The following is a 26046-nucleotide window of genomic DNA, read 5'->3' on the forward strand; positions in this document are numbered from 1 at the left end:
GTTCGACTCAGAGACCAACCAGTGCGGCCAGCCCACCGATGTCAGTGATCTGCTGGTAGCCGTAGAAGGCATTGCCCGGGACTTCGTGACCACGGGCGACGAAGGCCTTGTTCTTGATCTTCATGTCGTGGGCCGGCATCAGGTCGTAACGGAAGCTGGAAGAGACATGCAAGATGTCTTCCGGACCGCAGTTGAGGTTGTCGAGCATGTACTCGAATGCCGCCAGACGCGGCTTGTAGGCCTGGGCCTGTTCGGCGGTAAAGACTTTGTGGAACGGCGCGCCGAGCTTGTCGACGTTGGACATGATCTGGCTGTCGCTGGCGTTGGAGAAAATCACCAGCGGGATCTTGTCGGCGATTTTCGACAGGCCGGCCGGCACGTCAGGGTGCGGGCCCCAGGTCGGCACGGCGTCGTAATACAGCTGACCTTCGTCACGGTATTCGATGCCCCAGCGCTTGCAGGTCCGCGCCAGTGCGGTCTTGAGGATTTCGTCATAGGGCATCCAGTCACCCATGACCTGATCCAGGCGATAGGCCGAGAAATCCTTGACGAACTGATCCATCTGCTCGGGCTTCACGCGATCGGCGAACAGTTCGCGAGTCATCGTGCCCATGTGGAAGTTGGTCAGCGTACCGTAGCAGTCGAACGTAATGAATTTGGGGCGAAGAAAGCTCATTGAGTGCGGTCCTGAAGTTCGTTGAGGTCATGGCGTGACAAGCATTCGCTCCGTTACCGAAGCTGTGATGCAACGCTGCAGCACACCGTCATTACAACACTGTGAAATCAGCAGATGGCGTTAAAAGCGACCTTCGCTCGATACAAACCACCGTTTTAGCGCCCACCCTCAGCAGACTTTGCGGCGCGCACAAGCCTTGGGCAAACCCCGTATTTGTGCGCTCTTATGGGCCTTTATCGCCCTGCAAGGGCCGATCACGCACCGATCTGCCGCAGAACCTGCGCCGGGCTGAACGAAAACGGGCGCTTCCTTGCGGAAGCGCCCGTTTGACATGTTGAAGATCTGGAGGCTGGTGAGAACCTGTGGGAGCGAGCTTGCTCGCGATAGCGGCCTGGCAGGCGACATCGATGTTGAGTGGACTGGCCTCATCGCGAGCAAGCTCGCTCCCACAGGGATTGGGTGTTACTGGACGATATCGATCAGCACACTCTTGAAGCGTAGATTGGCTTCGAACGCTTCGCGCCCCAGGTCCTTGCCGATGCCGGAGCGTTTGTAGCCGCCGGTCGGCAGGATGTAGTCGTTACTACGTCCGTAACGGTTGACCCAAACGGTCCCCGCCTCCAGCCGCCGGACCAGACGCAGGGCGCGATTGATATCGGCGGTGTGTACGCCCGCCGCCAAGCCGTAAGTGGCGTGCGCGGCCAGGCTCAGCGCCTGCTCTTCATCATCGAATGCCTGCACCGTCAGCACCGGGCCGAAGATTTCTTCGCAGATGGCCGGGTTGTCATTGTCCAGACCCGCCAACAAGGTCGGTTGGTAATAAGCCCCGCCCAGACCTTCAAACACTCCGCCGCCGGTCAGCACTTCAGCGCCGGCCTGACGCGAGCGCTGGACAATGCCGTCGATGCGGCTGGCTTGCAGTCGGGAAATGATCGGCGACAACGTGCTCTCGGTTGACCAGGTCGGCCCCGGGCGCAGCTCCTCGAAATACGTCTGCAAATGCGCGATAAACGGCTCCATGATCGAGCGCTGGATCAACAACCGCGAACCGGACACGCACACCTGCCCGGCGTTGCCGGTGATGGCCAGCGCCACAGTGCGCGCAGTTTTGGCGATGTCCGGCACGTCGGCGAATACCAATTGCGGGCTCTTGCCGCCCAACTCCAGCGTCACCGGTTTCGGCCCCACCAACGCGCAGGTCGACATGATGCTCGACCCGGTCGCCGTCGACCCGGTGAACGTCACCTTGGCCACGCGTGGATGGCGGCACAAGGCATCGCCCGTGATGCGGCCATCGCCTTGGATGACGTTGAAGATCCCCGCAGGAATGCCTGCCTGCAATGCCAGTTCGGCAAAGCGCAGGCTGGAGAACGGCGTCAGCTCCGAAGGTTTGAGCACCACGGCATTACCGGCTGCCAACGCCGGGGCGACTTTCCAGGAGGCCATGCTCAAGGGGAAATTCCACGGTGCGATGGCGGCAATGACGCCGTAGGGCTCGGCGATCTGCATGCCCAGTCGATCGGTCTGGGTCGCCGCCACGTGACCGCCATGCTTGTCCGCCAGTTCGGCGAAGAAGCGAATGCCTTCGGCGACATAAGGGATATCCCAGGCGATCACATCTTTATGAGGACGCGTCGAGCCCACGGCTTCCAGCGGTGCCAGGATGGCGGCGTCCGCCTCGATCAGATCGGCCCAGCGGCGCATCACCCGCGCCCGCTCCCGCGGTGGACGGCTGGCCCAGTCACTGCGGTTGAATGCCTGCCAGGCATCAGTGACCGCTTCATCCACCAGGTCCGCATCAGCGATTGGCAACTGGGCATAGACCTGGCCGTCAGAAGGTCGCACCACCTCAAGCCCGGGTTGCGCATCGCGGTACTTTCCAGCAATGAAGTGAGCGCTGCGCACAGCGATAAGGCGGGGATCGAAGCTATCCATGGAGCACTCCAAATAAGGGACGATGCGTCGTGAACTCAGGTCTCCATCGTAGAAAAAAAGCCCTGGCATTTGCTGCCGACCTTGCGGTGCATTTAAGTAGTAAGTGTGGTCTGCCGGCCTCGGGCTTGCGGAATCTGCCGAATGCTTCAGCCCCCCTTGTCAGGCCCTCACGCAGATGGGATACAGGCACCATCGCGCTGGAAATCCGGTCGCTTGCGCACACTGTCCAACGGAGACTCGCCATGTCCGCCTTGCAACAACCTGCTTATGTCTATCGGCCGATGACGGCCGCCGACCTGCCCTCGGCCCACGCGTTGTCCGTGGAGTTGAAGTGGCCCCATCGCCTGGACGACTGGGCGATGCTGCAACGGGTCAGCGACGGCTTTGTGGTGCTCGATGGCGAGCGTCTGATCGGCACGGCATTCGCCTGCCCCCAGGGTGGCTTCACCACCATTGGCCTGGTGATCGTCAGTGCTGACTATCAAGGCAAGGGCATCGGCCGCAAGCTCATGGAACAGGCACTGGATGCCTGCCAGTCACGCACCCCGATGCTCAACGCCACACTGGCCGGCGCACCGCTTTACGCCAGCCAGGGCTTTGTCGAATTCGGTCGGATTCAGCAGCATCAGGGCAACGCCAATGCACCTGCACCCGCAGCACTGGCAGACGGCGAACAGTGCCGTGCATTGAACGCGGCGGATCAGGCTCGCGTGCTGGCGTTGGCCAACGCCGGCAGCGGGCTGGATCGCAAAGCGGTACTCGCCGATCTGTTCGAGGTGGTCGAGCATTCGGTGGGGATCGAACGCGATGGCCAGTTACGCGCCTTCGCCTTGCTACGCCCCTTCGGCCGTGGTCGTTGCATTGGCCCGGTCGTCGCCGAAAACCTCAAACAGGCCAAACACCTGATCGCGGTGTTGCTGGCACAAGTACCGGACGCCTTCGTGCGCATCGACATTCCGGCCGACAGCGGCCTGGCCGAATGGCTGGAGTCGGCGGGTTTGAAGCCGGTCGATACCGTGGCGCAAATGGCCAAGGGCGCGCCACCGCAAACAGCCAATGGGGTCCAGCAGTTCGCTGTGGTGACTCAAGCCATTGGCTGATCGCTGTCCCTCACAGTCTTTTTTATGGAGCGTCACCCGTATGTCTGAACCTACCGTTCTGCTGTTGGCTCGCGCCGACGGCAGCCGCGTTACCACGTCTTTTACAGCAGCGTCTTTGGGTGCTTTCGATCCGTTCAAGGACGGTCGCCAGGTGGCCTACACCGGCCCGGATGGTGTGTCAGCGGGCATCGTGCACATCAGCGGAACGTTCGATAGCGATGACTTTCCGCACACCGAAGTGATCGTGGTCCACGCCGGCCACGTCGTGCTGCAATCCGAAGCGCAGACGCTGGAACTGGGTGTCGGCGCCAGCGCCGTGATCGGTCGAGGTACAGCGCTGCGACTCCAGGCCCAAGCTGATACATGCTGGGCCTTTTGTGCCGTCACCAGCCCTACCGCTAGCCCGACACCCGGCCTGACCGCGCTCGACCCGCTGGACATGCTCTCGCCTTCGGCCGCACCGGAACCGCAGATTTTGATCGGGCCGACGCCGCAGTGCCGGTCACACAATGCCTTCGAAGACGACGCCACCCAGCTGCGCGTCGGCGTTTGGGATTCGACACCGTATGAGCGTCACGGCCGGCCCCACAAACTCCATGAGCTGATGAACCTGATCGAAGGCAGTGTCACCCTGCTTGCGCCTGATGGAACGAGCGTGGAGGTCAACACCGGCGACAGCGTGTTTGTGCCGCTAGGTGCACGGTGCGCGTGGAAAAGTACGCGGTATGTGCGCAAGTTCTATGCGGTGAGGTAGTGGAAGGCATACCCGTGCCCATTTTTCCTATCCTTTTACGCACACCACCTGACGCAAGGTGTGCAGCACTTCCACCAGCTCGCGCTGGGCGTGCATGACGTCGTCGATATCCTTGTAGGCCATCGGAATTTCATCGATGACGGCAGCATCCTTGCGGCACTCCACGTGGGCGGTGGCACGGATCTGATCTTCGACGGTGAACAGGCTTTTCGCCTTGGTACGACTCATGGTTCGGCCGGCGCCGTGGCTACAGGAGCAGAAGGAATCCTCGTTACCCAGCCCGCGGACGATGAAGCTTTTTGCCCCCATCGATCCCGGAATGATCCCCAACTCGCCCTTCTTGGCCGACACCGCGCCTTTGCGGGTGACCAGAATATCCTGACCAAAATGCCGCTCTTTCTGCACGTAGTTGTGATGGCAGTTCACCGCTTCCAGCGTAGCCTCGAAGGGCTTGCTGATTACTTTTCGGGTCGCCTGAATCACCGCTTGCATCATCAATGCACGGTTCTGCCTGGCGAAGTCCTGGGCCCAGCCGACCGCTTCGACGTAGTCATCGAAGTGCCGGCTGCCCTCTTTAAAGTAAGCCAGGTCACGGTCCGGCAGATTGGCGAGGTGCTGACGCATATCCGCCTGCGCCATTTGAATGAACAGGTTGCCGATAGCGTTGCCGACGCCACGGGAACCGCTGTGCAGCATGAACCAGACCCGGTCGGTTTCATCCAGGCACACCTCGATGAAGTGGTTCCCGCTGCCCAGCGTGCCCAAGTGCCCACGGTTATTGGTGTTGGCGAGTTTCGGGTACTTGCCGGTGATCGCCTTGAACCGCGAGTCCAGTGCCGCCCAGGCCCGGTCCGCCTGATGCGGAACGCTGTCCCAGGCGCCCTTGTCCCGAACGCCGCGCCCAATGGTGCGGCCATGAGGCACCGCTTTCTCGATCGCGCAACGCAAGCCATGCAGGTTGTCCGGCAAATCGCTGGCGGTCAGCGACGTGCAGGCTGCGATCATGCCGCAACCGATATCCACCCCAACAGCGGCCGGAATGATTGCGCCGACCGTGGGAATCACGCTGCCGATGGTCGAGCCCTTGCCCAGGTGTACATCAGGCATCACCGCCAGATGCTTGAAGATGAACGGCATCCTGGCGGTGTTCATCAATTGCTGTCTGGCTTCGTTTTCTACCGGGACGCCTTCGGTCCAGAGCTTGATCGGATTACCGTTGGCGACTTCCAGCAGTTGGTAGGTAGGTGCTTGCATGACTTCGATTCTTTTCGATTGGCCGATTGTTCGGCGTTGTTCTGGCGCCGCTTTGATTTTCCTACTTCGCGGAGAAAAGAGGACAAATTTTTTACTCACCGTGTTCCCGCCTGCTGGCAATCGATTGTCATCGGCGGAAGCGTCCAATCACCGCGATATTGCATTCCATGAATGTGAATCTGTCACGGTGCCCCCATTGATTTCTCATGACTGCTTTCGCGTTGCAGTGCCATTTGCGTTGCCACGCAACACCGCAATATCCCGCTTGGGGGGTACGCCATACAGACGGCTGTATTCGCGGCTGAACTGGGACGGACTTTCATATCCGACCTTGTAAGCCGCACTGGATACGTCCTGATGTTCATTGAGCATCAAACGCCTTGCCTCGTTCAGTCGCAGCCATTTCTGGTATTGCAACGGGCTCATTGTGGTGAGTTGGCGGAAGTGGTGGTGAAAGGTCGGAGTGCTCATCTGCACTCGGGCCGCAAGCTCCTCGACGCGAAGCGCCGAGGTGTAATTCAACTTCAACCAATCGATGGCTTTGGCGATCCGATAACCTTGGCCATCGACAGAAGTTATTTGTCGAAGCCGGCTCGCCTGATCACTCTGCAAGAGACGGTAGTGAATCTCGCGCTGGATCAAGGGGGCGAGAACGGGGATGGACTCCGGCTCATCGAGCAGTGCCAATAAGCGTCCGAATGACGCCAGCATCGCAGGGGTCACTGAACCAATTCCTACCCCCTTCGCAACTGAACGATCACGGATTGGCGGCAGATCGCTTTGCGCTATCAGCTCTGCCAGCATGCGCAGATCGAGTTTCAAAGTCAGCCCCAGGCATGGCTGTTCCGGGCTTGCTGCCAGCACTTCTGAATTGGCAGGCAAGTCCAATGAGGTGATCAGAAAACGCGACGTGTCATACGGGTAACCCTCGCCCCCCACCCAGAGCTGCTTCTCCCCCCGGGCGACAATGATGATGCTTGGCTCGACCATGCAGACGACGGGCGGCGATGGATGTTCGCGCCTGAAGAAGCCGAGGCCCGCAATGGGCGTTCCGAAATCCCCTGGTCTGGAAACCTGCATGCCAATGACTTGGGCGAGCGCTTCCTGGGGCGATGTGGCGGTTGCGTGTTGGGTCGTCATGTTCATCTCGTACCTCTCGCTGAACTGTATCTCGCCAGCACACGACCGTCCTGCAAAAAAACAGAGACTCATAGAATCAGGCAAGTAATCCAGCGCAATGCACTACAGGGAGTTTGGGCAGCACGGGAGAATGTTCATCCGACAAACCCATTGAGGAATTGCCCATGACGTCATATCGCTTCCTGATCAACCCTCCCGACCTGGCTGACTAAACGCCGGGGCAAAAAACTCCAGCCGACAACTATTCAATCGAAAGGAATATCCAGTGAAAGGAATTTTGCTTGCCCTGGGGCTTCTCGTTACCTCGTTTTCTTCAATGGGAGCCGATATGTCAAACGGTGCGGACAACTTCTACAAAAGCGACAAGGTGACCGTAGAAAAGGTCACCTTCAAGAATCAATACGGCATGAAGGTGGCGGGCAACCTGTTCACCCCGAAAGACCTCGACCCCAAATCCAGGAACGCGGCCATCATCGTCGGCCATCCCATGGGGGCGGTGAAGGAGCAGAGCGCAAACTTGTATGCCACCAAAATGGCCGAACAAGGATTTGTCACATTGTCGCTGGACTTGTCCTTCTGGGGCGAAAGCGAGGGCACGCCTCGCCATGCAGTCTCGCCAGATATCTACGCGGAAGACTTCAGTGCTGCCGTCGATTTTCTCGGCACTCGACCGATTGTCGACCGTGAGCGAATCGGCGTCCTCGGCATCTGCGGCAGTGGCAGCTTCGCTATCAGTGCGGCCAAGATCGATCCGCGTCTGAAGGCCATCGCCACCGTCAGCATGTACGACATGGGGGCGGCCAATCGTAATGGCCTCAAGCACGGCGTAACGGCTGAACAACGCCAGCAGATCATTCGCGAAGCGGCGCATCAGCGCGATGTGGAGTTCCAGGGTGGGCAGACCCGCTATACCAGCGGCTCACCACTCAAGCTGACCGGCAACGCCGTGGGTGACGAGTTCTACGACTTCTACCGCACGCCGCGAGGGGAAGTCACTCCGGCCGGCGCATCGGCGCAAACAACCACCATGCCGACGCTGACCAGTAACGTGAAGTTCATGAACTTCTATCCGTTCAATGACATCGAGAGCATTTCCCCGCGCCCACTGCTGTTTATTTCCGGTGCCCAGGCACACTCACGCGAGTTCAGTGAGGAGGCCTACAAGCGAGCCGCCGAGCCTAAAGAGCTGCTCATCATTCCAGATGCCGGACACGTAGATCTTTACGACCGGGTCAACCTCATTCCATTCGCCAGGTTGACCACGTTCTTCAAAAGCAACCTGAAGTAGCCTGATCGGTGCCCTAGCCGGGCACCGGTTCTCTCGTAGCCTCGCTCCCGGGGCTGCGACGCTTCGCGCAATACAGGATTCAAACAATGACTGATCACCTCCTCCCAGTGCCTCATAAATCATGGGGCGCCGTATTCGCCATGTCGCTCGCCGCCTTCGTGCTCGTGGCCTCGGAGTTCATGCCCGTCAGCCTGCTGACACCGATTGCCGCAGATCTGCATATCACCGAGGGGCAAGCCGGCCAGGGAATCTCCGTCTCGGGGCTGTTTGCCTTGTTCACCAGTCTTCTGATCGCATCGGTGGCTACACGGGTTGAGCGTAAGCCGCTGCTCCTTTCACTGACACTGTTGATGATCCTTTCCGGAACAGTGGTCGCGTTCGCGCCGAACTACTGGGTGTTCATGATCGGCCGCGCGCTGATCGGTGTTGCGATAGGTGGGTTCTGGTCATTGTCGGCGGCAACCGCCATGCGCTTGGTGCCTGATGACCAGATCACTCGCTCCATGGCAATCGTCAACGGCGGCAACGCTTTGGCGACAGTGATTGCAGCGCCGTTGGGCAGTTTTCTCGGTGCCTTGATCGGCTGGCGCGGTGCATTCTTGTGCGTCATTCCGGTCGCGGTAGTCGCCTCTGTCTGGCTTTTGTTTAGCCTTCCAGCGATGAAGTCGCAAAGCGGTAAAGGCACTGAAAATGTCTTCAGGTTGATGAAAAGCACACCGGTCGCGTTAGGCATGGTGGCAGTCAGTGTCTTTTTCATGGGCCAGTTCATGCTGTTTACCTATCTGCGCCCGTTCCTTGAAACGGTCACGCACGTAAGTGTTTCCATGCTGTCGCTGATGTTGCTTGTCCTGGGTCTTGCGGGCCTCGCGGGAACCTTCCTGATTGAAGCGTTCTTGAAAAATGGCCTGCATCGAACCCTCGTCGTCATCCCGATCTTGATGGCGGTGATTGCACTGACGTTGGTTTCATTCGGTAGCTCGGTGGCCACCACGACTGTCTTGCTTGGCCTCTGGGGACTGGTTGCGACTGCTGCGCCCGTAGGATGGTGGACATGGCTGGCAAGAACGTTACCAGACGCTGCTGACGCGGGAGGCGGCTTAATGGTGGCGATCATCCAACTGGCCATTGCGTCTGGCGCAACCATTGGCGGGCTGGTCTTTGACTTGAGCGGCTATCGAGCGACCTTCGAGTTGAGCGCAGCCTTGTTTGGCGTGGCAGCCGTTCTTGCATTCCTGGCAGCACGCGTAGCAAAGCGGGAGTCTCCTGCATTGGCGAACATCGCTTGAAAATAACCGCAAGACACGCCAAGGCATGTCTTGTGGTTTCGGTTGAGCATGCGCTCGGAAATTGGACGTGTCAGTCAGCGTGCGCTGTCGATGATTTGGCCACGTCTGGCGTCAGGCTGTATCCCGTCAGAAATTGTGCATCCTTGCTGGCGAGGAATAGCACGACCGGCGCAATGTCCTCTTCGGGCGATCCATAACGGCCAAGTACGTTAGTGGGCGCGGGCACATCGGCCGCAGTACCCCAAGTGTCTGCGATGCCCCCGCGCGTCGAGTATGAGATGACGGCAAAGGCCCGAGCGCTAGGGCCGACGATGGAAGCACTCGCGTTATGGTGGAGCGAGTATGGAAAGAGCGTGCCGGTGAAGCCAGGCTCGCGCGGTCGCAAACCCAAAAGCACTTAAGCAGTAAATAGGGATACTTTTCGAGCCTTGAAGCTTCGATCAATTGGCTATTTTGCCATGGAGATCACGGGAAGCCCCTTCGAGGGTTTTCCATAGGCTGCGCATCGTTGGATTCTCATTGGTGATGGAGCAGTAGGAGCGTATTTCCAGTCGCGTACTCCATTCATCACCACCCGCTTTTACCAACTGACCTCGCTGAAGCTCGTCAATGACGGCGCTTTGTGGCAACCATGCCACGCCATATCCCTCTATCGCCATTCGCATCAAAAGCATCGCCATGTCTGCCTCATAGCACCGCTCCAGCACACTCACACTTGGCCCATTTTTGATGACTATGTCTGCTACGCGACCTAAAAAAGTTGTGGCTGTATAGGCGAGGTGAGGTACTGCTTTGGCTGAGGTGCCGGGCAAGCGATACAGGGGTTGCCCGTTGTTGTCAGGGGCACATAACGGAATAAAAGCGTCATGTCCCAACGTCAGGCAGCCGAATTTTTCCGGGTCTAGAAGAATGGGTGCCAAGGGATGGTGGTAGACGATCATCAGATCGCAACTCCCCTCCTCCAAAGCTATAACGGCGTCATGAATGTTCGCTGCAACGACTCGGGCGTTGAACTGCTCATTGTGCTGCTGAAATTGGGTTAGCCATTTCGGCAGAAACGTCATTGAAAGGCTGTGGCCAGCAGTGACCTGGATGGATCGCCCGGGCATTCGCTCAACCTCTCGCAGGGCTGAACGCAGTCTCAATAACCCCGACAATGCTTCGCGGCCCTCTTCACAAAAACTTCGCCCCGCAGGCGTGAGCTGAACGGGATAAGTTCCGCGATCTACCAACTCTGCTCCGACCCATTCCTCAAGTGACCGTATGCGACGCGACAGTGCTGACTGGGTCACGCACCGTACTTCCGCAGCACGAGAAAAGTTTTTCCACTCGGAAATCGCTAAAAGATCATCCAACCATTTGATTTGCATACCGGCACCTCACGCTCCGAATTCGCAGTGTACTGCGCCTCAGTCAGGACAAAGCAGCAGTTTCGAAAACTATTCCAAAAGCGCATGACGCTATCGGGATTACTCATCACGACGATTCAAACCCGACCCTAGAATCGTAAACGTTGAAGCGACGCCAGAGAGCTTCGACCCAATGACACTTGTCTCCTGCCAAGTAACAAAAGCAAAAAAACCACTTGAGGAAAGCTCCGTGAAGAAAAATAAACTTCCGCGTCGGATCGCAATTGGCATCGCCTCAGGCGTGCTTGTCGGTTGGGCGTGTCACCATTTCGCAGGGAGCGAACAAAGCGCCAAAGAGATCGCCTCTTACTTCTCGATGGTCACCGACATCTTTTTACGCATGATCAAGATGATCATCGCGCCTCTGGTATTCGCGACCTTGGTCGGCGGCATCGCGAGTATGGGTAACTCCCGCTCCGTTGGCCGGATTGGCCTAAGAGCCATGGCCTGGTTCGTAACCGCTTCGGTGATCTCGCTGGCAATCGGCATGGGCCTGGTCAACCTGTTCCAACCCGGTGCGGGACTGAACATGGAGGTTGTCCAGCATGCGGCAAGTCCCGTGGTGGTCAACACCGGGGATTTCAGCCTCAAGGTGTTCATCAGTCACGTGTTCCCTCGCAGCATTGCTGAAGCAATGGCCAACAACGAAATCCTGCAAATCGTGGTGTTCTCGTTGTTCTTCGGGTTTGCCTTGGCGGGTGTGAAGCGAGCTGGTCACACAAGGATTGTCGATAGCATCGAAGAGCTGGCCAAGGTGATGTTCAAGGTCACGGACTTCGTCATGGCCTTCGCGCCCATTGGGGTTTTCGCAGCCATTGCATCGGCTATTACCACGCAAGGGCTTGGCTTGATAGTCGATTACGGAAAACTGATTGCCGAGTTCTACTTGGGCATTGTGATTCTGTGGTGCGTGTTGTTCGGTGCCGGCTATCTGTTCCTCGGTCGCTCAGTGTTTACCTTGGGCAAGCTCATTCGCGAACCCATCCTCCTCGCATTTTCTACTGCCAGCAGCGAATCCGCTTACCCGAAAACCATGAAGGCACTGGAGAAATTTGGTGCGCCCAAGCGCGTATCCAGCTTCGTCCTTCCGTTGGGGTACTCATTCAATCTTGATGGTTCGATGATGTATCAAGCGTTCGCCGTCATGTTCATTGCTCAGGCCTACAACGTCGACTTGAGCTTCACACAGCAACTGCTCATCTTGCTGACGCTGATGATCACCAGCAAAGGAATGGCGGGTGTAGCCCGAGCATCGGTGGTCGTGGTGGCGGCTACGTTACCCATGTTCAATCTTCCCGAAGCTGGCATTTTGCTGATCCTTGGCATTGACCAATTCCTTGATATGGCCAGGACTGCCACCAACGTGGTTGGCAACAGCATAGCGACGGCTGTAGTTGCCAAATCAGAACCGCATGAAGAAGCAGAAGACGCGCCCGGTGCTGAATCTCCTCTCCCAAATCACACTGTAGCCACCGCCTGAGAACCGAACCATGAAAGGTAAATCGAAGCCGTCCAGCGGGTCATCGTTTGCTCGCAAACTGGGTATTGTCGGCGGGCTAGGCTCACTGGCCGGCGGCGACCTTTTTTACAAATTGGTGAAGTCCAGAGCTGTTTTGGAGGATCAAGGTCGCTATCACTTTCTGTTTGAACAACACCCGTTCAAGGACGTGCTAATGCCTCTGGATCAGGGTGCCAGCATGACCTCCAGAAAGTTCTACGTATTTCAGGTTTGCCAGACGTTCGAGGCAAGCGAAGTCAATGCAGTCTTACTGCCTTGTTTTGCCAGTCACACCTTTCGGGAGGAGATCCAGGAGGAAATCGGGATACCCGTCTTGGATATGATGGCGGCGTTACGCAAGCACGCGGATCATGTCGCTGAACACGGCAGTACCTTGGGCATCATTGCGTCCGATTATATTCGGCACTCCGGGTTGTTTGAACGCTATTTTGGCAATGACTTCAAGCTCGTTTATCCAAACGATAACGAGCAATCCGGGTTGATGGACGCCATGTACGGGGTTAACGGCATCAAAGATGGATTCCTTGACGGGGTACCACTCGAATGTGTTTATCAGGCCTGCCTGTCGCTTCAGGATCAGGGGGCCGCAATCATCCTGCCTGGCATGACTGAGCTCTCGTTGGTCTGCGGTGATCTTCAACGGCGTGGCTTGACTGTCCTGGATATCAACGAGATTTATGCCGCTTTCGCCACCTTGGAGAAAGGCCAGTCGGCCCGTCCGCCTTTCAAGCTCGGGATCGTCGGTGGAGTCGGGCCAGCGGCAACGGTCGACTTCATGGGTAAGGTTGTGGCGCACACCCCGGCAGGTCGCGATCAGGAACACATCAAAATGGTGGTGGAACAGAACCCCCAGATCCCTGATCGCACAGCCAACCTGCTGTACGACGAAACTGATCCGACGATGGCGATGTATGCAACTTGCAAGCGACTGGAAAGCGCCGGTGCCAATGCCATTGCGATTCCGTGCAACACAGCTCACGCCTTTGTTGAGCGCATCCAGGCGCACCTGCGAGTACCTATCGTGAATATGCTGACTGAAACGGTAGAGGCTATCGTGCAGCGGTACGGTGCCGGCAAAACCGTCGGGCTGCTAGCGACATCCGGCACAATCAAAAGTCAGGTTTATCACGAGGCTGCTCGCCGAGCAGGCCTTCAAATAATTGCCCCAGGCGTGGATTACCAAGCGTTGGTTATGCAGTCAATTTACGGAGATCACGGAATCAAAGCAGGTTTCACAGAGGGCATATGCAAAGACCAGCTCCTGACCGCCGCAGAGCACTTATGTGAATTGGGCGCTGATGTGCTCATCCTGGGATGTACGGAGCTACCTCTGGTGCTTGAGCATAGCGAATCCTACATGATTAAAAATCATGAGGTCGCATTGGTCGACCCGACAACCATTTTGGCATTGAAGTGCATTGAGCTTGCCCGAGTGGCGCTCAGTACACCGTAGAAAAACAGCCGCCGACACTTTTCTCCTGTCAGCACCGATAACAGAAACGCCGCTCAGTGAGCGTAATGCTGTTCACTTAAGCCGTAATGCGATCTGTAGCAGCTGGCGAAGCCTGCGTTCGGCTGCGCAGCAGTCGTGAGTCCGGCCGCCGTGGTGTACCTGACGCACCGCAAATGCTGATTTTACGACTGCTTCGCAGCCGAACGCAGGCTTCGCCAGCTGCTACAAAGAATGCGTCGCGGCTGAAATTTCTTAAGTGAACAGCGTTAGCTCATTGAGCGGCGTTTTTTGTGGAATAGGCATCCTTTCAGCTGTTGGCAGTGGAACCTAGTTATCCATAGCCGCAAACCCGCGTTGCAAATCCTCAATCAACGCCTCGACATCCTCAAGCCCGATATGCAACCGCAACACCGGATTCAAAGAACGATCCGCAGCGCTGTCGCGATCCGTGGTCTCGGCGACGGTGATCAGGCTTTCGTAGCCGCCCCAGGAAGCGCCGAGCCCAAACAACTGCAGCGAATCAATAAAGCGTTCGACGTAGGTCGGGTCTGCATCACGCAGTTCGAAGGACAACAAACCGTTGCTGCCATTGAAGTCTCGCTGCCACAGGGCGTGACCGGGATGTTCGGGCAATGCCGGATGGAACACCCGCTTCACCTGCGGTTGCGCTTGCAGCCAATGGGCGATTTCCAGGGCCTGGCGCTCGTGCACTTCCAGTCGCGGCGCCAGGGTTCGCGCGCCGCGCAGTACCAGATAGGCGTCGTCGGGGCTGACGGTGGCGCCAAAGGTGTCGCCCATGGACGCCAGCGGCTGCCAGACGTCTTGTCGGGTGCAGACGCTGCCCATGACCACGTCGCTGTGGCCACAGAGGTACTTGGTCAACGCCATGATCGAGATGTCCGCGCCGAGGGTCAGCGGTCGGTACAGGTAACCCGAGCCCCAGGTGTTATCGACGGCCAGGAGAATGCCTCGCGGTTTGCACAGGGCGGCGATGGCCGGCAAGTCGCAGAGTTCATACAGCAAGGAGCCCGGCACTTCGGTGTAGACCATTTTGGTGTTGGCTTGCAGCTGTGCTTGCAGGCCACTGCCATCAGGCGCGAAGTAGCTGACCTGAATGCCGAACGGCTGAAGAAACTCCCGGGCCAGACGTCGCACGGGCGCGTAGACCGCATCGGTGATCAACACGTGATCGCCGGGCCGCAGATAGGCGAGGAAAGTCTGCGCTACCGCCGCCAGCCCGGTGCCGAACAAGCGCGTGCGGTAACCGCCCTCCAGCTCCGTCACCAGATCTTCCAGGGCGAAGGCCGTCGGATTGCCTCGGGCGCCATAGCTCAAGACCCGCTCGCTATCACGGCGAGCACGGGCGTCGCGCATTTGCGCCAGGTTATCGAACAGCACCGTGCTCAACCGCGTGACCGGCACGTTGACTGCCCGACCACCATTACCCTGTTCGGTACGCGCCGAATGGACCAGGCGCGTACGTACCCGGGCATCGCGGGGCGCCGTGACGCGCAGCGGCTTGAGACTGGCGATTTCGTCGTCGCTCATCTGCGCCAGCAAACCGATTTCCCAGGCCAGGTACTGACGCGCCGCGTCCTTGTTACCGGAATGACGGTCATGAGTGAAAAACAGAAAATCGATGCACTGCTGATCGGGCGGTGTATGGGCGGACTCCTGCACGGAAAGGCCCGCCGCACGCCAGGCATCGAGTCCGCCGTCCAGCAGCCGCACGTACAGACGCTGTGCTTCGGACAATTCCAGCGCCGCGAAAGCGGCCAGCCGCGGATCATCGGCGACTAACACCAATGGCCGCTGCTCACCGGCCACTTCAGACGCCAACAACGAGCGAATCGACCAGCGCGACCCGGCGATGTGGCTCTTGCGATAAGTCATGCTCGGTCGCAGGTCAATCAGCGCAACGGCGTCGTCCTTCAGTGCATCAGCCAACGCCAGCGCTGTGATCGATGGCAACGCCTCGTGATCGGCAACTTCGACAACGGCCAACGCCAGACCGCTGCTCACGCCGCCCTTCAGGACATACGCTTCATGCCCCAATTGCCGCAACCAACTGGCAATGATCGGTGCCCGCACGCCATCACTGTCGAACAGCACCAACCGCGCCTGACGCACACCGACATACAGATCCGTGGATTGAATCAACTGCCCGCCCGGTGTGTGTTGTGCACCGGCCAGACTGCCCGCAGCAAACTCCTCGGCGGTGCGCACGTCGCACAAAAACAGGCTGCGACCGGCCTCCTTGGCCCATTGCTCGACCTGCGCAGCCTCAACGGTCTTCACACCGACCCGTTCCGCCAGTTGCGCAGCCGCGAGTCGCTGAGCCGGCAACGGGTCAGACGACACCTCCTCGGCATAACGTCGGGTGCTGCCGTGCTCCAGCTGAAAATCTTCCAGATACCAGCCCTGGGTTCCGTTCTCCAGCGCGTAGATCGGATTCTTCAACCCCAGATTGATCAACGTCTGGGCACCGATAATGCTGCGGGTCCGACCGGCGCAATTGACCACGATCGGCGTGCTTTCGTCCGGCACCAGATCGTGGACGCGATAACCCAGTTCGCCATTCGGGCAGCACACCGAACCGGGAATGGTCATCTTGCGATACTCATCGAACGGCCGACCGTCGAGCACCACCAGCGGCTCGCCCCGGCGTTGCCATTCGGCCAATTGCTGCGCGGTGACATGCGGCGTATGGCTGGCCTCTTCAACCAACTCACCAAAGGCCTTTGAGGGCACATGCACGCCGGCAAACAGCTGGAACCCGGCAGCCTGCCAGCCATCGGCACCGCCGACGAGAATGTGCACACGCGCATAACCGAGCGACTGCAAACGTCGAGCAGACCGTGTGGCAACATCCCCGCCGTCCTGGTCATAGATCACCAGCCGAACCTGAGGATTCGGTGCCAGACGCCGGACCTCCAGCTCCAGACGGCTATAGGGCAAATTCACCCCGAAAAACAGGTGGGCTTCGCCATATTGGCCGTGCTCGCGCACGTCAAACAGGGCAATTTCCTGCCCGTCGAACAGCCACTGCTGCAGTTGCCCTGGAGTTACGGTCTGGCTCATGGGAGTCCCGTTTGAAAAAAGAATTATTGAAGCGCCAGAGAGCGCTCATTGGCCGCGACTTCCCGGCCCTTCGAGTACGCACGCTGAATGGCCGGTCGCGCCTTGAGGCGTTCGCGCCAGGCATGGATATGCGGGTAGTCCGCCAGGTCCTGGCCCTGTCGCAACGGTTGAATCCACGGAAAAATCGCCATGTCGGCGATGGAGTAATCGCCCGCCACAAACGGCACGTCAGACAGGCGCGTTTCCAGCACCCGATACAGGCGCGTCGCCTCGGCATTGAGCAGGTCCAGAGCGAACGCAATCGGTTCCGGAGCCTTCTCCTTGAACAGCTGCAACTGGCTCAGGTACGGGGTGATATGCCCCACCTGCCAGAACAGCCACTCCTGAACGTTCTGCCGCTCAGCACTGCCGGCCGCTGGCAGGAAACGCCCGGCCTTGTCGGCCAGGTAATTGAGGATGGCGCCGGACTCGAACAGGCTCAGCGGCTCGCTCAAGCCCTGCGGCGCATGGTCGACAATCGCCGGAATCCGTCCATTGGCGCTGATGCGCTGGAACGCTGCCTGCTTCTGCTCGCCTTCACGGATGTTGACTGGCAGCAGGCGGTACTCAAGTTCCAGCTCTTCAAGCAGGATGCCGATCTTCAAGCCATTGCCAGTCGGCCAGTAATACAGATCGATCATGCGTAGGCCTTGATCGACGGCGCCATTTGCGAGGCGTTGTAATTGAGAATGCGTCCGTCGGCCTCGACGCCGTAACGGCCGTTGAGGGACTCCAGCGGCAATCCGTACAGGTGAAAATGCAGGGTCGCCTGCTCGCCTTCGACACGAATGCCATGCAGGTCTTCACCGAGAAACGAGATGGAGGTGCCGGGTTGCACGATCACTTCCTTTTCCAGGTGCAAGGTGGTGAAACCGGGCTCGCGGCCTTCGTCATCGCGACGATAGACGTAGTTGATTTCCTGGCCTTCGACCGCGCTGATGATCGCCCAGGTTTCATGGTTATGCGGAATCGTACTTTTGCCCGGCAACAGCGAGTTCAGGTACAGCGTCGGCGTGTCGCCGTCGTCATTGAGACGGTAGCGGAACGCGGTGCTGCCCTGCCCCGGCACCGGCGCGGGGAACTCGTCGAAATTGAACAGATCGCGGCGCTCAGCCAGGACTTCAAGCAAGGAAACAATTTCCACCAGCGCGGCGCGGTCGACGCCGCGTTGATGGATGACGCGGATTTTCTTCAGGAAATCCTCGATGACGTCGGCACGGTTAACGGTACTCATAAACAGGCTCCTCGGTATTAGACGGACAGGCTGTAGCGACTCAGGTTGGTCAACAGATACGGATCATTGGCAATGGGCGGCCGGCGGCCCGGATCACCCAGGGCGTGACGCAAAAACTCCTGAGTGCGCTCGCTGGTGGGGTGCTGAAAGATCTGCGCGGCGCTGCCGTGCTCGACGATCACGCCGTTCTCGGTGAAGTAGACGATGTCGCTGATTTCTTCGGCAAAACGCATTTCGTGGGTGACCAGCACGCAGGTCATGCCTTCTTCGGTCAGCTCGCGAATCACCGTCAGTACCTCGCCGACGGTTTCCGGATCGAGGGCCGAGGTCACCTCATCAAACAGAATCAGTTCCGGACGCATCGCCAGGGCGCGGGCAATCGCCACCCGTTGTTGCTGACCGCCCGAGAGCTGGCCCGGATAGGCATCGGCCTTGTGTTCCATACGCACCTTGGCCAACAAGGCGCGGGCGTCTTTCTCGGCGTCGATCCGGTTGCGCCCCAGCACCTTGCGCGGGGCAATCACCAGGTTCTCCAGCACCGACAAATGCGGGAACAGGTTGTATTGCTGGAACACAAAACCCACGCGCTTGCGCAACTCGATGCGCTGAGCTTCCTGGGCCAGGGTGTGAACCTCGGTCGTGCCAACACGGATGCTGCCGTGTTGGGGCTGCAACAGCCCGGTGATGCAGCGCAGGATGGTCGATTTGCCGGAGCCGGACGGGCCGATGATCGACACGGCCTGGCCGCGATGCACGTCGAGGTCGATGCCTTTGAGCACCGGGTTAGTGCCAAACGACAGGTGCAGGTCGCGCAGGCTGACCAGGGGCTCGGCGACGGTTTCAGTAGAAGGCATAACGTCGCTCCAGGCGTTGGGTGAGTCGGGAAATCGGGTAGCAATAGGCAAAGAACAGCACCAGCAGGCTCAGGTAAATCACCACGGTGAAGCCGGTCATGTTCACGGTGTTGCTGGCGATTTGCGCGGTGTCGATCACGTCATGCACGCCCACCAGGGACGCCAGCGCGGTGCCCATGGTGATCACCGCATACAGGTTCATCCACGGCGGCAACATGCGTTTGAAGCACTGCGGCAGGATGATCGAACGGAAAATCTGCCCGCGAGTGAATGCCAGGGAACGTGCGGCTTCCCACTGGGTGCTGGGGATCGACGCAATGGCGCCACGGAAGATTTCCGCGACGTTGGCACTCGCCGGCAAGGCCAGGCCGAGGGTGACCTTGACCCAATCCGGGAACGAGATATAGGCAGTGCCGATGTGGATCTCGAACGGGAACACGTAGGTGGTGAAATAGATCAGTACCAGCCACGGCGCATTGCGGAAAATCTGCACCCAGATCCGTGCCGGCAAGCGCAGTAGTCGAAGCGGGGATAGCGCCAACGCGCCGACCAACAGCCCCAGCAACGACCCCAGGCCGATGGCGACGAGACTGATCAGAATGTTCTGGCCAAAGCCCACGGCCAGCGCCGGCGACCATTGCAGCAAGGCCTTGAACACCGGGCTGTGCGGGGCGACATACACCAGCCACAGTACGACGCAAACCAACAACAGCAACTTGCCGACATGCCGCCGAGGCCAGGCCACCGGTGCGCTGACGGACGATTCAATGGCCATAGCCGGGCATCCTCAGGCGCGCTTCAAGGTAGCGCCCCACGCAATTGACGATAAAACTCAGCAGCCCGAAAAAGCTCAGGATCAGAATCATCAGCTCCAGCACGTTGTCGCTTTGGGTCCAGATCATGATCGCCGCGTAGGTGATGTCCCCCACGGCAATGGCCGAGGCCACGGCGGTCATTTTCACCAGGTCGATCAGGTTGTTGATCAGCGACGGCAAGGCAAAGCGCAGGGCCAATGGCAGTTGCACATTCCACAGCAACTGACGGCTGCTGAACGCCAGAGAACTGGCCGCTTCCAGCGTCACGGTCGGCACCGCCTCGATGCCGGCGCGCAACGCTTCGGCATGGAACGCGCCCTTGTGCAACGAGATCACGATCACCACCCAGGCAAACGGCGTCAGCGGGTTGGCCGCGCCGACGGCCTGAGTCAGCAGCATGTTCAGCACCAGGAAGGCGCAATACAGCTGCACCAGCGTCGGCGTGTTGCGGGTGACCTCAACAAATATGCGTGCCGGTTTTGCCAGCCAGGGTTTTCCAGAGGTCAGCATCGCAGCCAGTCCGACACCTGCCAGCAGACTGCCGACAATGGTGAACAAGCAAAGCAGCACTGTGGTCAACGCGCCCTGCTCCAGGGTTCCGCGCTGGTAGGCGTCCAGCAAAAAACCGTAGTTCAGGCCAAACCCGGCAGTCCACTGGACGAAAAGCTCCAGCCAATGACTCATGGTTCGCCCCGCAATTGCGCGCAGGCGTGAGCGATGCGACGCCCGGCTTTCGCAACGCTGTCGGTCGCCGTGGCGATGGACAGGCGAAACCACGGCGACAAGCCGTAAGCGCTTCCCGCCACACCGGCCACGCCCTCCTCCAGTAAATACGCCACGACATCGGCGTCGCTGTGAAGGCATACACCGTCCGGACGATATCGCCCCAGCAACCCGGCGCAGCGGACAAACACGAAGAAGCCGCCTTGAGGTTCGAGCACTTCAAGACCGTCCACGTGACGCAAGGCGCTCACCAGTAAATCCCGACGTTGCTGATAAGCCGCCACCTGTTCCGGCAAGAAATCCAGACCACCCTCGAAGGCCGCCAACGCAGCAGCCTGTCCTACCGAAGAGGCCCCCGACGTGGATTGCGACTGCACGACCGCCATGGCGTTGGTCAGCACTTGCGGCCCGGCACCGAAACCGATACGCCAGCCGGTCATGGCGTACGTCTTGGACACACCGCCCACCAGCAGGCAGCGCGGTTGCAAGTCCGGCGCGACGTTGAGCAGGCTCTGCGCGGGCTGACCGTCAAAGCGAATATGTTCATAGAGTTCATCCAGCAGAATCAGCACCTGCGGATGGCGACGCAGCACCTCGGCCAGGGCTTGCAATTCGGCCGCGCTGTACACCGCGCCGCTGGGGTTGCCGGGGCCGTTGAGGATCAGCCAGCGAGTCCGCTCGCCGATGTGTTGCTCCAGCTGTTCTGCGGTGAGCTTGCAGCCCTGCGCCAGCGCGCACTCGATAAACACCGGCTCGCCGCCATTGAAGCGCACGCTGTCCGGGAAGCTCGGCCAGTACGGTGTCGGCACCAGCACTTCATCGCCGTCGTCGAGGGTCGCGGCGAAGGCATTGAAGATGATTTGCTTCGCCCCGTTGGCAATCACGATCGATTCCAGCAGATAGTCCAGTTGGTTTTCTTGCTGGAGTTTGCGTTGCACCGCGATACGCAGGGCTTTTACGCCCGGCGTCGGTGTGTACTTGGTGGCACCGGCGGCGATGGCGGCATAAGCGGCCTGTTTGATGTGTTCGGGGGTGTCGAAATCCGGCTCGCCGGTGGTCAGGTCGAGAATGTCGCGACCGGCATCACGCAATGCGGTGGCCTGGGATTTGGCGGCGGCATTGGCCGACAGCGAGACGCGCTGCACGCGTTTGGACAGGCGAAGACTCATGACTGAATCACCTCCAATACCTTGCCCGGATTGAGCAGGTTTTTCGGGTCCAGCGCCTGCTTGATGCGGCGCATCAGGTCGAGCTCTACCGGACTTTTGTAGCGCGCCAGCATCTCCCGTTTGCGCTGACCGATGCCGTGTTCCGCGCTGATCGAACCACCATGGGCGTGGGCGCTGTCATGAACCAGCAGGCTGAGCGCAGCGTAGTGAGCCATGTGCGCCTCGACCGTCGAATCCAGAGGATGAGCAACGTTGTAGTGCAGGTTGCCGTCGCCCAAATGGCCGAACGTGAAATGGCGGACACCGGGGAAATGCGCCTGCAACAACGCATCGGTCTGGGCGACAAACGCCACGACCTGGGAAATCGGAACAGAAATGTCGTGCTTCATGTTGCGACCGGCGCGCTTCTGCGCCTCGCTCATGTTCTCCCGCAACAGCCACAGGGCTTCGCTTTGGGCCAGGCTTTCGGCGATCAACGCATCGGCCAGCAACTCGCGCTCGAAGGCCTCCCCCAGCACTTCTTCAAAGGCTTGTCGGGCATAACTTTCGCTGTGGTTGTCGGACAGCTCCAATAGCGCAAACCAAGGCTGTTCAGCGCCAAGAAAAGGTTGCGGACCTTGCGGAAATTGCTCGCGCAGCAGCGCGAGGCAGTCGGCACTGAGCAGTTCGAACGCGGTGAGACTGGCACCGAATCCGGCGCGGGCATGGGACAGCAATTGCACCGCTTGGTCCAGGGAGTCGAAGGCCAAGAGTGCCGTCGCCTGAGCCTTGGGCAGCGGGAAGAGTTTGAGGGTCGCGGCGGTGATGATGCCGAGTGTGCCTTCGCTGCCGATATACAGGTCACGCAAGTCGTAACCGGTGTTGTCCTTGCGTAACCCACGTAGGCCATTCCAGATTTCACCTTCGGCGGTGACCACTTCCAGACCCAGGGTCAGCTCGCGGGTATTGCCATAACGCAGCACCGCGGTGCCGCCGGCATTGGTGCCCAGATTGCCACCGATGGTGCAACTGCCTTCGGCGCCCAGACTCAGGGGAAACAGCCGGCCGGCGTCACGGGCAACGTCCTGGACGGTTTGCAGAATGCAGCCCGCTTCGACGGTCAGGGTGTCGTTGTCGGTGTCCACCGTCCGCACACGATTCAGCCGATCAAGCAACAGCAACACCGCTCGGCCGCTGGCATCCGGGGTCGCGCCGCCCATCAACCCGGTGTTGCCGCCCTGCACCACCACCGGCGTATCACTGGCCACGCACGCGCGAACCACGGCCGCGACTTCTTCGGTGTTCGCCGGGTGCACGGCGGCAACGACTTGCCCGACGTAACGGCCCTGTTTGTCGGTCAGGTAGGACACGGCCTCTTCGCTGCTCTGCACATGGCTGGGGCCGAGCAGTTGCTGCAACGCAACAAACAACGACGAACTCATGGTTGCGACGCCAGCGGTGGCGAATTGCGGTACTGCTCATGCAGATCACGCAATGCCTTGGACGGCGTCATACCGGTGCGCTCGCCCAATTCGATCAGCCAGCCGCTGCGGTGCCAGTCGCGCACGATGGCATCCAGTTTTGCCTGGGTATCGTGTTCGCCTTTGCGCAGCCAGATCACCGAGTTCGACGGGATCAAATCACCCGGCAGCGGGATTTCATATTCAGCCCACTCGGCATCGCTCAACAGCGCGTGCATGGTCGGGCTGACATGCACCGCCGCCACGCAACCATTGCCGCGTAGCGACAACAATGATTCGGATTGGCTGCGGAAGGCCTTGATCTCGGCGCCGTAGGTTTCCTGCAACGGCTTGATGAAGTTGCTGCCCTGGGACACGCACACCGGTTTGCCCTTGAGATCGGCCCATTGAGTCACGCCAGCGCCTTTGCGAATCAACGCGGCGCCGCCCACTTCTTCATAAGGCGTGGGCACGTAATCGAGAATCTCGCCGCGCTCTTCGGTGAACTGCATATTGGCGATCAGGATGTCGACCTTGCCCTGTTGCAGGAACTGCACGCGGTTGGGCGCCAGCACCGAAACGGTCTTCGCTTCGACGCCCAATGCCTTGGCGATGCCCTTGGCCAGTTCAACGTTGTAGCCCAAGTGTTCGCCGGTCTTCGGATCGATGGTGCCGAATGGCGGACCACTGAGAATCACCCCGACGCTGATGGCGTGGCGTTGCTCGATCTTGTCCAGCGTGGCATCGGCCTGGGCCAGGTTCGCACCCAAAGCAGCGCACCAGGCGAAGCACAGGGCTTTAGCGGAAAAATAACGGTTCATACACGACTACCTTGAACGACCGCCCGGCAAAAGGACGGTCTGTTGAAAACGATGAGGTGGAGAACCGGGGGTCAGGCGCCGTTGGCCTGGAACTGTTTCTGCAGTTCCACCAGAGCGGGTGATGCGGGCGTGATGTGGTTGCGGGTCTGGGCCTCAATCAACCAGCCGCTGCGGTGCAGTTCCTTGACGATCGGATCGAGCTTGGCCTGGGTATCGCTTTCTCCGGGGCGGGTCCAGATCACTGACGGCGCGGGATTGAGTTCCGGTGCAAGCGCGCGATAGCCCTGCCATTCGGCGGTGCCGGCGAGCAGCGGATTGATCAGCGTGGCGTCATGCACCGCCGCGACGCAGTTGTTGCCGCGCAGGGCCAGCAGGGATTCCGAAGAACTCTTGAAGGCCTTGATCTCGGCGCCCAACTCGGTGAGCGGCTTGATGTAGCTGCTGCCCTGCGACGTGCAGACCGGTTGGTTTTTCAGGTCTTCCCAACGGGTGATCTTGCTGTCCTTGAGCACCGCGGCGGTTCCGCCAACGCGGTAGAACGGCGTCGGCACAAAACCGAGGATCTCGCCGCGTTCGGCGGTCCACTCCATGTTGGCAATCAGCAAATCGACTTTGCCCTGCTGCAAAAACTGCACGCGGTTGGCGGGCAATACCGGCACCAGCTCCACCTCGGCATTCAGTTGCCGGCCCAACTCCTGAGCAAGGTCAACATTCAAACCGCGCGGCTTTTGGCTCGCTGGATCAATCCCGCCAAACGGACCGCCAGACAGCAATACGCCGACCACCAGCACATGCCGTTGTTCGATCTTGTCCAGGGTTGCATCAGCCCGGGCACCGGTGCTGGCACCCAGCGAGATCAAGGCGCCCAGCATCACAGGCAAAATTTGTTTAACGGCTGAGCACTTTTTCGACATGGATCTTCCCCTGATGATTGATCGGCGTCCCCCGACCTGTTGTGGAGGCATCCTAGGTACAGCGTTGAAGTAACGGAAATTCAAATATCTAATATCGTTATAACTTCCTGTGTTCTCACCGGAGGCGTATTTCCATAAAGCCCGCATTTACTGGCGCTCAAGATCAACCAACGAAAAATCTACTAAAAACACATAAATAATCGTAATGTTTATGTTTTCAGCCTTGATATAAAAACAGCCCCGGAAATGGCCATGCCGACCTCACCCACCCTCGATCTCGAATTACTGCGCACCTTCATTGCCGTGGTAGATCACCACAGTTTTGCCGAGGCTGGCGCGCAACTGGCCCGCACGCAATCGTCGGTCACCCAACACATGCAACGCCTGGAACAACAAGTGGGAGTGAGCCTGTTCGAAAAGCGCGGACGGCAGAAGCAACTCACCGAACCCGGCTTGCAGTTGCTGCGTCACGCCCGGCAGATGTTGTCGCTCAACGACGAGGCGTTGAACTCACTGCGTGAAAGCAGCTTGAGCGGTGTGTTGCGCATCGGTTCGCCCCACGACATTGCCGACACCATCCTGCCGCCGATCCTCAGCCATATCGCCCGCTCGGCACCGCGCTTGCGTCTGGAAATCGATGTCGGGCGCAGCCCGTTTCTGATGGACGACTTGCACCGGGGCAAGGTCGACATGGTGATTTCCACCCGCCAGGACCCGAGCCTGGAAGGCTTCGCCTTACGCACTTCGCCGGTGTGGTGGATCTGCTCGGCGCAGTACATTCACAACCCCGGCGAACCGTTGCCACTGATCCTCGTGGATGAACCGAGCATCTATCGGCGCTATGCCCTGGAGGCGCTGGAACGCGCCAATATCAGTTGGCGCCAGGCGTACCTGGCGTCGAATCTGATTGGCATCAAGGCGGCGACACGTGCTGGTTTGGGCGTCACCCCCCGAAGCATGGAGATGCTCGGTCCAGACATGCGCGTGCTGGGTGAAAATGACGGGTTGCCGCGACTGCCGGACGTGACCTACTACCTGTGGATCAGGCCCAACACCGCGAACTTGATTGCCCGAAAGGCTTATGACTTGATTCGCGCGAGCCAAGGGCTGTCCTTTTCCTGACGTGAGCGGCTCCGCGGATTC

The 26046-nt window shown here is 59.3% G+C and carries 22 protein-coding genes and 1 pseudogene; 8 read left to right on the forward strand and 15 right to left on the reverse strand.

The features are described 5' to 3' along the window. Positions 1-7: 7 nt before the first annotated feature. Both ACA079_RS17975 and ACA079_RS17980 read right to left on the reverse strand, forming a co-directional pair. On the reverse strand, positions 8-676 hold the full coding sequence (locus ACA079_RS17975; RefSeq protein WP_056743952.1) for a haloacid dehalogenase type II: 669 nt from the start codon (positions 674-676) through the stop codon (positions 8-10). Positions 677-1138: 462 nt separating this feature from the next. Next, a complete protein-coding gene (locus tag ACA079_RS17980; protein ID WP_497700310.1) occupies positions 1139-2611 on the reverse strand; it encodes an aldehyde dehydrogenase family protein in 1473 nt (490 codons plus the stop codon). 242 nt (positions 2612-2853) lie between these two features. On the opposite strand from ACA079_RS17980, the gene ACA079_RS17985 reads away from it, so the two are divergent. Together ACA079_RS17985 and ACA079_RS17990 are read left to right on the forward strand one after the other, a co-directional pair. After that, entirely contained in the window at positions 2854-3711 is an 858-nt protein-coding gene (locus tag ACA079_RS17985; RefSeq protein WP_497700311.1) for a GNAT family N-acetyltransferase, read from the forward strand. 40 nt (positions 3712-3751) lie between these two features. Beyond that, a complete protein-coding gene (locus tag ACA079_RS17990) occupies positions 3752-4465 on the forward strand; it encodes a cupin domain-containing protein (protein WP_497700312.1) in 714 nt (237 codons plus the stop codon). Positions 4466-4492: 27 nt separating this feature from the next. On the opposite strand, the gene ACA079_RS17995 is transcribed toward ACA079_RS17990, so the two are convergent. Then, positions 4493-5719, reverse strand: a complete 1227-nt coding sequence (locus tag ACA079_RS17995; protein WP_497700313.1) for an RtcB family protein — start codon at positions 5717-5719, stop codon at positions 4493-4495. A 204-nt stretch (positions 5720-5923) separates the two neighbouring features. Then, positions 5924-6859, reverse strand: a complete 936-nt coding sequence (locus ACA079_RS18000) for an AraC family transcriptional regulator (protein WP_497704341.1) — start codon at positions 6857-6859, stop codon at positions 5924-5926. A 265-nt stretch (positions 6860-7124) separates the two neighbouring features. Between ACA079_RS18000 and ACA079_RS18005 the strand changes: the two genes are divergently transcribed. From ACA079_RS18005 to ACA079_RS18015, 3 genes and pseudogenes are all read left to right on the forward strand, one after another. Continuing rightward, complete coding sequence (locus ACA079_RS18005) at positions 7125-8147, forward strand: alpha/beta hydrolase (protein ID WP_497700314.1); 1023 nt, start codon at positions 7125-7127, stop codon at positions 8145-8147. Positions 8148-8233: 86 nt separating this feature from the next. Then, positions 8234-9433 (forward strand): MFS transporter, encoded by a 1200-nt coding sequence (locus ACA079_RS18010; protein ID WP_497700315.1) that lies wholly within the window; start codon positions 8234-8236, stop codon positions 9431-9433. A gap of 254 nt (positions 9434-9687) precedes the next feature. Beyond that, positions 9688-9834: pseudogene (locus ACA079_RS18015) on the forward strand (winged helix-turn-helix transcriptional regulator); the annotation flags it as partial. Between the two features lie 39 nt (positions 9835-9873). Here the strand turns inward: ACA079_RS18015 and ACA079_RS18020 are convergent. Continuing rightward, on the reverse strand, positions 9874-10803 hold the full coding sequence (locus ACA079_RS18020) for a LysR substrate-binding domain-containing protein (RefSeq protein ID WP_497700316.1): 930 nt from the start codon (positions 10801-10803) through the stop codon (positions 9874-9876). Positions 10804-11032: 229 nt separating this feature from the next. On the opposite strand from ACA079_RS18020, the gene ACA079_RS18025 reads away from it, so the two are divergent. Then, a complete protein-coding gene (locus ACA079_RS18025) occupies positions 11033-12322 on the forward strand; it encodes a dicarboxylate/amino acid:cation symporter (protein WP_497700317.1) in 1290 nt (429 codons plus the stop codon). Between the two features lie 10 nt (positions 12323-12332). Continuing rightward, positions 12333-13814: a cysteate racemase gene (gene cuyB / locus ACA079_RS18030; protein WP_497700318.1), complete on the forward strand. Its 1482-nt coding sequence runs from the start codon at positions 12333-12335 to the stop codon at positions 13812-13814. A 327-nt stretch (positions 13815-14141) separates the two neighbouring features. On the opposite strand, the gene metC is transcribed toward cuyB, so the two are convergent. The 10 genes from metC to ACA079_RS18080 form a co-directional block, all read right to left on the reverse strand. Further along, entirely contained in the window at positions 14142-16895 is a 2754-nt protein-coding gene (gene metC, locus ACA079_RS18035; RefSeq protein ID WP_497700319.1) for a cystathionine beta-lyase, read from the reverse strand. A gap of 23 nt (positions 16896-16918) precedes the next feature. Next, entirely contained in the window at positions 16919-17575 is a 657-nt protein-coding gene (locus tag ACA079_RS18040) for a glutathione binding-like protein (protein ID WP_497700320.1), read from the reverse strand. Continuing rightward, positions 17572-18168 (reverse strand): cysteine dioxygenase family protein, encoded by a 597-nt coding sequence (locus ACA079_RS18045; protein WP_497700321.1) that lies wholly within the window; start codon positions 18166-18168, stop codon positions 17572-17574. The genes ACA079_RS18040 and ACA079_RS18045 overlap by 4 nt, the downstream gene beginning before the upstream one ends. Before the next feature lie 17 nt (positions 18169-18185). After that, positions 18186-19022, reverse strand: a complete 837-nt coding sequence (locus ACA079_RS18050; RefSeq protein ID WP_497700322.1) for an amino acid ABC transporter ATP-binding protein — start codon at positions 19020-19022, stop codon at positions 18186-18188. Further along, positions 19009-19797 (reverse strand): amino acid ABC transporter permease, encoded by a 789-nt coding sequence (locus tag ACA079_RS18055; RefSeq protein ID WP_497700323.1) that lies wholly within the window; start codon positions 19795-19797, stop codon positions 19009-19011. Before ACA079_RS18055 ends, ACA079_RS18050 begins: the two co-directional genes overlap by 14 nt. Further along, positions 19787-20521, reverse strand: a complete 735-nt coding sequence (locus tag ACA079_RS18060; protein ID WP_497700324.1) for an amino acid ABC transporter permease — start codon at positions 20519-20521, stop codon at positions 19787-19789. Before ACA079_RS18060 ends, ACA079_RS18055 begins: the two co-directional genes overlap by 11 nt. Further along, entirely contained in the window at positions 20518-21729 is a 1212-nt protein-coding gene (locus ACA079_RS18065) for an aminotransferase class I/II-fold pyridoxal phosphate-dependent enzyme (RefSeq protein ID WP_497700325.1), read from the reverse strand. Before ACA079_RS18065 ends, ACA079_RS18060 begins: the two co-directional genes overlap by 4 nt. Continuing rightward, a complete protein-coding gene (locus tag ACA079_RS18070) occupies positions 21726-23150 on the reverse strand; it encodes an FAD-binding oxidoreductase (protein WP_497700326.1) in 1425 nt (474 codons plus the stop codon). Before ACA079_RS18070 ends, ACA079_RS18065 begins: the two co-directional genes overlap by 4 nt. Beyond that, positions 23147-23989, reverse strand: coding sequence for a transporter substrate-binding domain-containing protein (locus ACA079_RS18075; protein ID WP_497700327.1), 843 nt, complete (start codon positions 23987-23989; stop codon positions 23147-23149). Before ACA079_RS18075 ends, ACA079_RS18070 begins: the two co-directional genes overlap by 4 nt. 71 nt (positions 23990-24060) lie before the next feature. Further along, entirely contained in the window at positions 24061-24903 is an 843-nt protein-coding gene (locus ACA079_RS18080) for a transporter substrate-binding domain-containing protein (RefSeq protein WP_497700328.1), read from the reverse strand. Positions 24904-25155: 252 nt separating this feature from the next. Between ACA079_RS18080 and ACA079_RS18085 the strand changes: the two genes are divergently transcribed. Continuing rightward, the gene (locus tag ACA079_RS18085; protein ID WP_046046884.1) at positions 25156-26025 is read left to right on the forward strand and encodes a LysR substrate-binding domain-containing protein; all 870 of its coding nucleotides are present in this window, start codon (positions 25156-25158) and stop codon (positions 26023-26025) included. Positions 26026-26046 lie beyond the last annotated feature (21 nt).

The sequence above is a fragment of the Pseudomonas sp. LBUM1645 genome (genome assembly GCF_059716185.1).